The organism is Microcystis sp. M31BS1, assembly GCF_020245285.1.
Lineage (GTDB): Bacteria > Cyanobacteriota > Cyanobacteriia > Cyanobacteriales > Microcystaceae > Microcystis > Microcystis panniformis.
The window spans coordinates 1-10513 of sequence record NZ_JADBVE010000381.1 but is presented as its reverse complement, the minus strand read 5'-3'; the positions used below and the strand labels follow the sequence as shown (position 1 = coordinate 10513).

General features: G+C 42.6%; 14 protein-coding genes. 10 read left to right on the top strand and 4 right to left on the bottom strand.

What is annotated here, in order from left to right:
* A partial coding sequence (locus IM509_RS21325; RefSeq protein ID WP_287717349.1) for a transposase occupies positions 1 to 228 on the top strand: 228 nt, incomplete at its 5' end.
* 450 nt (positions 229 to 678) lie between these two features.
* Entirely contained in the window at positions 679 to 1869 is a 1191-nt protein-coding gene (locus tag IM509_RS21320; protein ID WP_052276627.1) for a class I SAM-dependent methyltransferase, read from the top strand.
* A gap of 228 nt (positions 1870 to 2097) precedes the next feature.
* Here IM509_RS21320 and IM509_RS21315 read toward each other — a convergent pair whose 3' ends face one another.
* The 4 genes from IM509_RS21315 to IM509_RS21300 all read right to left on the bottom strand — a co-directional run bounded on the left by IM509_RS21315 (position 2098) and on the right by IM509_RS21300 (position 4206).
* Positions 2098 to 2337: a DUF4327 family protein gene (locus tag IM509_RS21315; protein WP_002738935.1), complete on the bottom strand. Its 240-nt coding sequence runs from the start codon at positions 2335 to 2337 to the stop codon at positions 2098 to 2100.
* 642 nt (positions 2338 to 2979) lie between these two features.
* Positions 2980 to 3468, bottom strand: coding sequence for a diacylglycerol kinase family protein (locus IM509_RS21310; RefSeq protein ID WP_002789713.1), 489 nt, complete (start codon positions 3466 to 3468; stop codon positions 2980 to 2982).
* Positions 3469 to 3496: 28 nt separating this feature from the next.
* Entirely contained in the window at positions 3497 to 4009 is a 513-nt protein-coding gene (ybeY, locus tag IM509_RS21305) for an rRNA maturation RNase YbeY (protein WP_052276628.1), read from the bottom strand.
* Between the two features lie 11 nt (positions 4010 to 4020).
* Entirely contained in the window at positions 4021 to 4206 is a 186-nt protein-coding gene (locus IM509_RS21300) for a DUF3285 domain-containing protein (protein ID WP_052278450.1), read from the bottom strand.
* A gap of 279 nt (positions 4207 to 4485) precedes the next feature.
* Between IM509_RS21300 and IM509_RS21295 the strand changes: the two genes are divergently transcribed.
* The 8 genes from IM509_RS21295 (at position 4486) to IM509_RS21260 (ending at position 10410) form a co-directional block, all read left to right on the top strand.
* Positions 4486 to 5937, top strand: a complete 1452-nt coding sequence (locus IM509_RS21295; protein ID WP_185237629.1) for a RecQ family ATP-dependent DNA helicase — start codon at positions 4486 to 4488, stop codon at positions 5935 to 5937.
* A 494-nt stretch (positions 5938 to 6431) separates the two neighbouring features.
* Complete coding sequence (locus IM509_RS21290; protein WP_185237628.1) at positions 6432 to 7571, top strand: hypothetical protein; 1140 nt, start codon at positions 6432 to 6434, stop codon at positions 7569 to 7571.
* Positions 7572 to 7763: 192 nt separating this feature from the next.
* Positions 7764 to 7994 carry a DUF433 domain-containing protein gene (locus IM509_RS21285; RefSeq protein ID WP_002779924.1) on the top strand — a complete coding sequence of 77 codons (231 nt, stop codon included), beginning with the start codon at positions 7764 to 7766 and terminating at the stop codon, positions 7992 to 7994.
* A gap of 3 nt (positions 7995 to 7997) precedes the next feature.
* Positions 7998 to 8363: a DUF5615 family PIN-like protein gene (locus tag IM509_RS21280; protein WP_185237627.1), complete on the top strand. Its 366-nt coding sequence runs from the start codon at positions 7998 to 8000 to the stop codon at positions 8361 to 8363.
* A gap of 206 nt (positions 8364 to 8569) precedes the next feature.
* Positions 8570 to 9058 (top strand): type II toxin-antitoxin system VapC family toxin, encoded by a 489-nt coding sequence (locus IM509_RS21275; RefSeq protein ID WP_072927074.1) that lies wholly within the window; start codon positions 8570 to 8572, stop codon positions 9056 to 9058.
* A 2-nt stretch (positions 9059 to 9060) separates the two neighbouring features.
* Positions 9061 to 9264: a hypothetical protein gene (locus tag IM509_RS21270; protein ID WP_002747099.1), complete on the top strand. Its 204-nt coding sequence runs from the start codon at positions 9061 to 9063 to the stop codon at positions 9262 to 9264.
* Between the two features lie 629 nt (positions 9265 to 9893).
* Complete coding sequence (locus tag IM509_RS21265) at positions 9894 to 10247, top strand: hypothetical protein (protein ID WP_072927076.1); 354 nt, start codon at positions 9894 to 9896, stop codon at positions 10245 to 10247.
* A gap of 4 nt (positions 10248 to 10251) precedes the next feature.
* Positions 10252 to 10410: a hypothetical protein gene (locus IM509_RS21260; protein ID WP_170863943.1), complete on the top strand. Its 159-nt coding sequence runs from the start codon at positions 10252 to 10254 to the stop codon at positions 10408 to 10410.
* Positions 10411 to 10513 lie beyond the last annotated feature (103 nt).

The window sequence follows — 10513 nt, the reverse complement described above, 5'->3', positions numbered from 1 at the left end:
TCCATCTCGGAATGGTTGGCAAAATCCTCCAGTGTTTTTACCAAGAGTTGTCAAACAATCCGAAACTGGTTTGGAGAAATCATTAGTTATTTCGAGCGAAGGACAACGAATGGGGTGGTCGAGGGAATCAACAATAAACTTAAACTAATAAAACGGAGAGCCTATGGCTTGAGAAACTTTCGTAATTTTTGGGTTAGAAGTATGTTGTCTTGGCATCTTGTCTGTTGATTTAGCATAAAGGGTAACGAAGAGCCAAAATTCTTAAATAGACCATTTAATTGATTAATGCTCATTCTTAATTCTCCTGACGACCGGCTACTGGCTCGGAGACTCCTAACCCTAACAACAATTTTTGATTTTTACAAGAGGTCTATTTAGGGTTTGCTGAATAAATCTAACAACCTTGTTGGATAAGGTTTTTAGACTTTTTTTCCCTCAAAAAGTGCCGACCATTGGAGTGATTGGGGGGAAATTCCGGGACTTTTTCCCTGAAAATTAGGTAATTGACCACCTGAAAATCGGTAAAACCCCACACCCCACACCCTACCCCCAGGAAAAACTTTTTGCCGCAAACCCTATTTACCCTCGACCAACTCAAAAAAACCCCGGCCGACTTTCCCGATCGCTGCCCTCTGTGAGACAATCGATCGAGTGTTATCCTAAACTCCGCCAATTTTCATGTCCGACGACGCTACTATTCGCACTGCTGTACAACGTCTCTACAATACCTATCCTTTCCCTCCCGAACCGCTCCTAGACGAACCTCCTCCGGGTTACAATTGGCGCTGGAATTGGATTGCTGCCTATAACTTTTGTTGTCATCGTAAACCCGAACGAGAGGATATCCGGATTCTCGATGCGGGTTGTGGTACCGGTGCGGGAACCGAATATCTGCTCGCGCTCAACCCTTTTGCTCATGTAGTCGCTATAGATATCAGTGAAAAAGCTCTAGAAATTGCCAAAGAACGCTGTAATCGTTCGGGAGTCGCACTAAAACACCGAGGTTCTCTGGCTTTTCACCATTTAACCCTTGAATCCGCCACTAATCTCCCCGGAGAATTTGATTTAATTAACTGCGTCGGGGTGCTGCACCATCTCCCGGACCCGATTAAAGGGATTCAATCCCTCGCGCAAAAGCTGGCCCCCGGTGGTCTGCTGCACATTTTCGTCTATGCACAATTGGGCCGCTGGGAAATCCAGTTAATGCAATCTGCGATCGCACTTTTACAGGGAGACCGGCGCGGGGATTATAAAGATGGGGTCGCTGTCGGCCGAGAGATTTTTGCTTCACTACCGGAAAATAATCGCATTTTGAAACGGGAAAAAGAGCGTTGGTCAATGGAAAATCATCGCGATGAATCCTTCGCTGATATGTACGTTCACCCCCGGGAAGTGGACTATAATATCGATACCCTCTTTCAACTGATTGATGCGTCAGGATTAGCCTTTATTGGCTTTTCTAACCCTTCCTACTGGCAATTAGAGCGTTTATTGGGTAAATCCCCCGAATTGATGGCTAGAGCGCAAAATTTAGGGGAAAGGGAACGTTATCGCTTGACGGAATTATTAGACCCAGAAATCACCCACTATGAATTTTTCCTCGCTAAACCACCGATTTTGACTGCTGATTGGTCAGAGGATCAAGTCCTAGAGAATGCAGTGGCCGAAGTTCATCCCTGTCTTTACGGTTGGCCTAGTGCAAGTGTTCTAGATTACGATTATCGGCCGGTTAATCTCTCGGAGAGAGAATTTGCTTTTCTACAAGCTTGTGATGGTCGTTTAAGCGTGGGAGCAATCGATGCTCAAGTTGGTTTAGGATTAACTGGTGTGCGTTCTTTACAACAGCGCCAACTACTGATTTTAAGTTAGGGAAAACTTGGGGATGTTAGAGATAGCGTCCCTTGGCAATGGGTAACTTGTGAACTAACTTGGCTAAATCTTGCCAAAAATTCTTTTTTATTAACAATTATCCCCTTCCTGTCCCCATAGTTTCAGCCCCAGAATTAACCGGGGCTGAATTATAATAGTTATATAGAGTGGACAAGGCTGATAAATTTCTGATTGGTCCGATTTTTACCCAGATCGGCAAACGGGAGTTTAGTCATTATCCCAAGATTCCGAGGCGATTAAGTCACCAATTTGATCTCTGAGAAGGTAGTCACACCGTTCTAGTTCACATTCAACACAAACCCACTCCCGGGGGGGAATGAACTGACAGAGGGTGTAGATCGGTTGGTGTCTGCTCACTACCCCCTGTTCTACCATCTGACGGACTTCGTCCTTAATCATCCTGATAGAGTAAGCGGTGGGAGCGGTGGAGAAAGTTATGGCACTCATGGGAGATTTCCTGCAAGATCTACAAAAGAAGTCTTATCAATAACTATAGTCTAACCTATAGGGGGACAAAAGAGATTTTTTGCTGTATCGAGGATGACAATTTTTTATATATAGCTAAACCCTCTCCCCTCACCAGTTTAGGCTTAGGTTAAGAAAAGTTAAATTTATCGGCTAAAAGCTGTCGAGTACCCTTATACCGAATCAGTGATCAGTTAAGCTGTTGACTATCTAGAGTTTGCTGAATAAATGTGAAATGTAGGCAAGGTAAGGGTTTTGTGGCTTTTCTTGCGAAACAGGTGCAAGATTTTGAAAGAATCGTGGTTCAAAACCTTGCATCTTCATCGGCCCGTGTCCTGTAGGGGCGAAGCATTCGGGCAATAACCTATCGGTGAAACCGGAGATTTTCTATCCGAATGCTTCGCCCGTACTTTTTGCCGCAAACCCTATCTAAATTACTGGTTAAGACTGCACCGCAGTGCCAGAGTTGGCAGCAGGGAAAGAAAGTTCGATCATTTGTACTTAATTTTCCCCTACGCGTTTTAAAATCAGTACAGATGATCAGTGATCAGATTTGAGTTTTCAGTTTACCGTTTACTGGACGGCTACGCCGTGCCTTTGGCAACACTGAAAAAAGTTTCCCGCTTAAGCTAATAAATGGGGAATAAAAATAAAAGCCGCTACGAGTAAAGCGGCGATCGAGGCGATTAAAACGGCACCAGCGGCACAATCTTTCGCTATTTTGGCTAAATCATGGTAGGATTGCCCCACCGTCAGATCTACCACTGATTCTAGGGCAGTGTTAATTAATTCTAAGACCATCACCAGAGCGCAGGTAAGGGTGACAATCGCCATTTCCATGGCATCAACCCGCAAAAATAAGCCCCAACTAACCGCTACTAGGGTAATCAGGGTGTGAATGCGAAAATTTCTTTGACTAACAAAAGCATAACGGACTCCGGCCCAAGCGTAGCGAAAACTGACTAACAGATTCGAGGCGACTTGCCAAGCGTATTCTCTTTGACTGGGATTGTTGCCCTCACTCACCTGTCCCGATCGAGGGATAAAATTATTGTTGAGATAGGGATTAGGTATGCTGGCAGATTGGTTGGCTTGATGATAATTTGTCTTCATATTCCTCAATAATGCTTGACAAAAATAACTAACTATGTATCGGCATTTCGACGGTTTTTAACAAAGTTTCCTGTAAAGATAGCATTTCCAAGAGACTTGTTTCATCGGGATGATCCCAACCCAAGAGATGTAAACAAGCGTGGGCAGTTAACCAGGCCAATTCTCGCGCCAAAGAATGATTTTGTGTTAAAGCCTGTTGTTGTGCTGTCTGGACAGAGATGATAATATCCCCCAAATATAAAGGTTCTGTCTCTAAAATGCCCTCATCCACTGGTAAATCCACTTCCAGAGCGGCAAAAGCGAGAACATCCGTCGGTTGATCTTTGTGGCGATATTGGCAATTATAGTCCTGAATTTCTCGATCGTCTGTTAAACGCAAACTTAGTTCATAACCGGCGGCAACGGGGAGATAATCCGATAGATAGCCTAACCATGTCTCCAACCAATAGTGCCAAGTTTCCCCATCCACAGGACTATTTCCGGGATCAAAATAATTATCCTGTAGGCATAAATCCACCAGTAGGGGCAAAGTCTCACTCACCAGATTTCACCCTAGGGACGCGTCAGATAGGAAATACCGACAAAAAAGGCCAGTAAGGCTGCCGTGGTCAAAAAAAAGTGTTTTAACGAGACGCCTTTTTTCTTGACCATATTCCGCATCGCCAGCTTGACGTAACTGGGTTGCGCTTCGGTGGCGGTTTCTACTGCGGGGTCAGTGGTGCTAACAGGTTCAGTCATCAGTAATTCCCCAGACAAAGATTGATCGCTATAAGTGTAACAGATTATTAAAAAAGTGCAAAAAAAATTCAATTATGGGAAAAATTGTTACCCTTCCGGAATAGTCAAAGTGGTCACTGCGTGCGCGTTGCGGGGGGTTTTGGGGTGTTAGGGTTTTAGTTCAATTTCCCCATTTCCCCACTTCCCCACTTCCCCACCTCCCCACTTCCCCACTTCCCCACCTCCCCAATTCCCCAATTCCCCACTTCCCCAATTCCCCACTTCCCCAGCAGTTAACCCATGTCTTCCCAAGATACCGAAAGCATCCAGACTATTTTTCAGAAAATTTGGGGCTATGATAGCTTTCGCTTTCCCCAACAGCAGATTATCGAGACAATTCTAGCGGCACAAGATGCCCTAATTGTCGTGCCCACGGGATTCGGTAAATCTATCTGTTTTCAACTGCCCGCTTTATTAAAAACCGGCTTAACCCTAGTGATTTCTCCCCTGGTTGCCCTAATGGAAAATCAGGTGGAGGAATTATTAGCCAAAAAACTACCCGTTGCCCTGATTCATAACGAAATCCCCCGACAACAGAGAAAGAAAACCTTAGCAGCGATCGCAGATCAAACCCTGCGACTTCTCTATCTTTCCCCAGAAACCCTCTTAAGTCCGCCCCTCTGGTCAAAATTAACCCTTCCCCACGTTAAAATTAACGCTCTCATCCTCGACGAGGCCCATTGTTTAACCCAGTGGGGCGATAATTTTCGTCCTGCTTACCGTCGTCTTGGGGCTGTCCGTCCCGCTCTTCTGCAATCGAAACCGGCCGGCAGCCAAATAGCGATCGCTGCTTTTACCGCCACCGCTAACCCCGCCACCCGTGAGACTCTCACCCGCATCTTACAACTAGAAAAACCACAACTTTTCTTAATAAATCCTTACCGTCAAAACCTTGACTTAAGCACCAAAATATGTATTAGCCCCGGTTGTCGTCGTCATCAACTATTAAACTTCCTCACCAGTCAACCTCGACAATCCGGCCTGATCTATACTCGTTCCCGTCGCCATAGTGAAAATTTAGCGGCATGGTTGCAATCTCTCCACTATCGCACCAGTGCCTATCATGCCGGTTTATCGCCCTTTCAGCGTCGGGAAATAGAACAAAATTGGCTGCGGGGGGATTTAACTTTTGTTGTCTGTACCTCAGCTTTTGGCATGGGTATCAATAAACCCGATGTGCGTTGGGTTGTCCACTACCAACCCCCGGCTTTACTATCGGAATACCTACAGGAAATCGGCCGCGGTGGTCGCGATGGGGGTAAAATGCAGGCTCTCACCTTAATTAGTGAACCGACGGGATGGTTAGATAATAGCGATAAAAACCAGCAAAAATTCTTTAACTCCCAACAGGAGCGCCAATACCGACAAGCTTGGCAAATTTTAGCCCAAATTCCCCTAGAGGGCAAAGTAGAGGCGATTAGTGCCGAATTTCCCGATGGTGCGCTCATTCTCTCCCTTTTACACAGTCTCGATCGCCTAGAATGGCTCGATCCTTTTCATTATCGGCTTATTTATCGCCATAATTCCGCCAAGATGACTTTTAAACCCAAAAATGAGATATTTCCCTACCTCTATACCCGTCGCTGTCGTTGGCACTTTCTCTTAAATGCCTTTGGGTTTCAGGAAAATGCCGATAATTTTCGCTGTGGTCATTGCGATAATTGTCGTCGCAATCGACCTCTGGTAAGCTAGGGAGCGCCAGAGCAGGGAGAGCAGAGCTTTTGTACTAAATTTTTATGTCTTTTTTCTCCTCCTGTCTGGGATTCTCCTCAGCTAAGGTAAGATTTTTGATTTTTGCAGGAGATCTATAGCGGGTTTCCCAGAAGTTAGTCCCGATTGAATCTATCAAGGGATTTACCATACCTTACCCGAAATAATAGTGAAATTTTGTAACAAAGTGCAGCCAGATATAAGAATCTTTGCTAGATTCCTAGAAGGATTCTGTGATAAGTTTCCTTAAAAGGAGATTGTTTGCAGTAAGCTAATCTGGCTAACACGCTTTTGGGCGTAATATAGGGAAAAGTTTTGGCGATCGCGCCTAAGAAAGTTGACCCATATTGTTACTCTGGAGAGTTTTTTACGGAAAGTTTTCGTATAATAAATGGTTAGGTGTCCTAGTTTATCTCTTATGTGCTTTACATCCTTTCAAAAACTTTATTATTTGGTTATTTAAGGTTATACAAACAATGAGTTTACAAAGTTTGCCGCTCGATTCCAGAAAGCTTGAAGTCTTGATAAAGAAGACTAGGCACTATAATATTTCCCCTATGTTTTTATCCCAATATATGCCTGAAGCTCAATCCCATCCAATTAGTGAGCATCTAGGTGAATTGGTTAACGATGCATACGAATATTTATCAGCTTGTAGTCAAAGTGAAATTGAAGAACTTCTAAGTGCTATGCCTCGTGGCTACAGAACGTTATTTGATATAAAATTAGAGGTAGAGACTGAGCAGCAGCGGCGAAGATTTGCCCTTTATTATGTTTCATCAGAAGTCGAGCGAAGCTATTTTTCCTTTAAGGGGGTACTTGAGCAAGATTTATTACAAAGTGAAGTGATAAAAATATATCCAGAATTAGCTGATAAGTTTGATAAAGATGGATTACTTCATATAGATTCTAATTTTGTTCTTTTTGATGGCGGAATTCAATATAAAGACCACATTCTTCATTATCATCAACTTCTCAGACGAGGATACCGATCTAATCCAAACTTTGATTTTCTAGATGGATTTATAAGGTACTACCGATATACAAAAAATGAAAATCAGTTTCGGATTGCCATTGATCACCGACGAATCATGTTAAAAGAGTTTTATCGCCAAGTTATTGAGATGGACGGATGGCGTGGTTTACCATTTGATAAAAACAAGTTGGATGACCAAAATTATATTGGCTTGACTGTTGTAGAGCGAAACAAAAATTCATTATTTGAACAGACGTGTAGCCTTGACCGTACTGAGTTCTATTGGAGTTATCGTGATGGAATTAAAACATTTGAGGCTGAGGAAATTTCAGGCGATAGTTATATATTTGATCATTACTACTTTAATCGGTATGTGCATAGTGAACGTGACATTCAAATAAAAGCATTTCGTCATTTGGATGGAGCGGTTAAAGTTTATCTTAGAGATAGTTATCAAAATAGAAAGAATTCTTTTATGCCAAAAGAGTTCAAGAGTCATTGTAAAGTAAAGCTTTGGCGCATTGACGGGGACATAAAGTTAGAGATATGGAGCCACCTTATCTCACACTTTTTCAAGTGCAATGAAATGATTATTAAATATTTTGATCCTGAAAAATTTGAGCAGATATTTGATTTATGAGTGCGATCGCCGATCTTGTAGGGTGCGTTCCTTAATGTGACTCCTACTGCTCCACTGATCGATCGATTTTTGGGGAACGCACCATGCCCATTGATTGAAACTGTGATACCAAATCCTGTTATAATAAAACGAGATATAGGGTGCGTCCCACGCAGCCTTGACCTTTTTGAAAACACTTTCAATGATGTAGCTATGGACTGGGAAACTCGAATTACACTAAATCCCGATATTTTGGTGGGAAAACCTATCATTAAAGGAACAAGGATTGCGGTTGAATTTATCATCGATCTTCTCGCCCAAGGTTGGAGTATTGATGAAATTCTGCGAAACTACCCAGGTATTACAGTAGAAGATATTCAAGCTTGTCTTAGCTATGCTAGTGTAATGCTCAAATCTGAGAAAGTCTATGCTATTCCTGCTTAACTGATGCGTTTTCTAGCGAACGAAAATTTCCCCCTTGATGCGGTTGAAGTCCTACGACAAAATGGCCATGATGTCCTGTGGATTAGGGTGGAATCCCCCGGAATCTCGGACTGTGAAGTTTTAAGTCGCGCCCAAGCAGAAAATCGTATTCTCTTGACATTTGATAAAGATTTTGGAGAACTCGCCTTTCGTTCAAGGTTGCCGGCCAGTGTTGGTATTATTTTGTTTAGAATAAGAGTACCTTCTGCATCTGTAGTCGCTGAGAAAGTTGCCAAGGTTATCTCATTACGGGATGACTGGTATGGACACTTTACAGTTATTGAAGAAGACAAAATTAGAATGAGAGACTTAACGGTGCGATCGCCGTAGGGTGCGTTCCCTAAGGCGACTCCTACTGCTCCACTGAGCGATTTTTGGGGAACGCACCATGCCCATTGATTGCAGCTGTGGGTTAAAGTGCGATGCGGAAGGCACTGCGTAGCAGATCGCTGATCTTGTAGGTAGGAAACCCAACTCCCTCAAAACCAAGATTAAATGCAGTAGGATAGACGTGGGATAGATTTTCTCTTATTGCCGTGAGCGAAACCGTCTATATTGAAACCAGTATTTTGGGTCATCTAACCGCAAGACCAACAGAAAACCTGATTCTTGCGGCCAACATTAAGATTACACAAGACTGGTGGGATGAGTATAGTAGTTCATTGGTTCTGTATGTTTCGGAAATTGTTGAAGATGAAGCATCGAGAGGAGATTTAACAATTGCTACTCAAAGACAGAACTTGTTACAGTCCTTGATTTTTCTCGATCTAACCGAAGAAGCGATCGCTCTAGCACAAGAATTCCGACAACAAAGCAACCTACCCCCCAAAGCGTCTAATGATGCCTTACACATGGCACTAGCAACCGTTTATGGCTTAGACTATCTACTAACATGGAATTGTAAGCACATGGCAAACGCTCAAATCCAAAGAAAGCTATCCCAAATTAGTCTTGAGCTTGGATACAGGCTACCATTTGTTTGTACCCCTTACGAGTTCATCGGATTTAAGCTTCGAGGAGAATAACTATGTATAAAGATGAAATTGTCGAAGAAATTCACAAATATAGAGAAGAATACGCAAAATCTTTTAATTATGATCTCAAGGCAATATTTGACGATCTTAGAGAAAAGCAAATTGCCAGTGGACGTAAAGTTATTAAGCTCCCGATCAAGCGACAGTATAACAAATCACTGCACCCGACCGAGAGTGCGATCGTCTTCACGCACTGAAAGTTATTAGCTGTAGGGTGCGTTCCCTAATATGGCTCCTACTGCTCCAGCGATCGATTTTGGGGAACGCACCATGCACATTGATTGCAGCTGTGGGTTTAAGTGCGATGCGGAAGGCACTGGGTAGTACCCCTAGATGGGGTTGCAAGGCTTGCTTTAGGGGGCTATACTGGTTTATAGGGTTTTCGAGATTAGTGCTTTTTCTCATAAAACTCTACTCCTGCCTACTTTTCAAGCTTTTAGCTTTTTGTCCTGTACTTAGGGGTAAGCCACAAATCGCTATTATAATGCCCCAAGCCCTTTTGGCTCTTCTCGACTTTGTGTGATAATTTTTGCTTATGGAATTGTGAAATGCTTATCGGGCAAGACTTTTAGTGCTATTTTGCGGATATTCTATCAGTATAGACCTCGTTTCCACACAGAAACCAGAAGAGCCCCCTTTTTTACGAACTAATTAGAAAACGTTGTAAAAAGCGCATGAAAATTTTAAATGGAGTTTTTTAATGGATGCAGTATCAATTGTCACAGTAATACTCACAAAAATGATGGAAAAATTAGGATAAAAAATAGGGGAAAAACTACCAGATTTAGGTGGTCAAAGCCTAAAGAAAATAAGCCAGCTCAAACAAATGCTATGGCAGATAGATCCAGAAACAGCGAGCGATATTGAAAAGGTTAACTCTCAACCTGAGTTGTTTGAACGGCAACCAGAAAATTATAGTCTCCAAGTTTTAACCGAGAAAATTGCGTCTGTAGCACAACAACAACCCGAATTTAGGGAGTTGCTAGAAGCTATAGCGGAGGAAGTTAAACCACAATTACCAACCCAGTTAATGGTTGTAGGGCTTAAAGTTCAAGGGAATTTTAAGGCAAAAAATATGACTCAGAAAGCTAAACCAGGGGTACTGACTAACCAAAGTATGCTTTCTGATGTTGAGATTGGGATGGATTTGACAATAGAAGATTTAATTCAAGAGGGATAAGTTAATGAGTGAATTTCATCAAAATGTTCCTGAAATAGTACAAAATCTTTTAACTAATGTCAAAGTTGGTGGCAATATTAACATTGAGACAGTTCAACAGATAGCTCAACAAATAGTAATAAATCTCGCTTCAAATCCAGAAAGTAAGAAGTTGGATACCTGACTGACGGACACATTTTTCAATACAAAGACAAGTACTGTTATGTGAAAGCCTCAAACTCCTGAATAAAAGAAAAGGTAATTTTGCCATAATAATCCTGACGAGC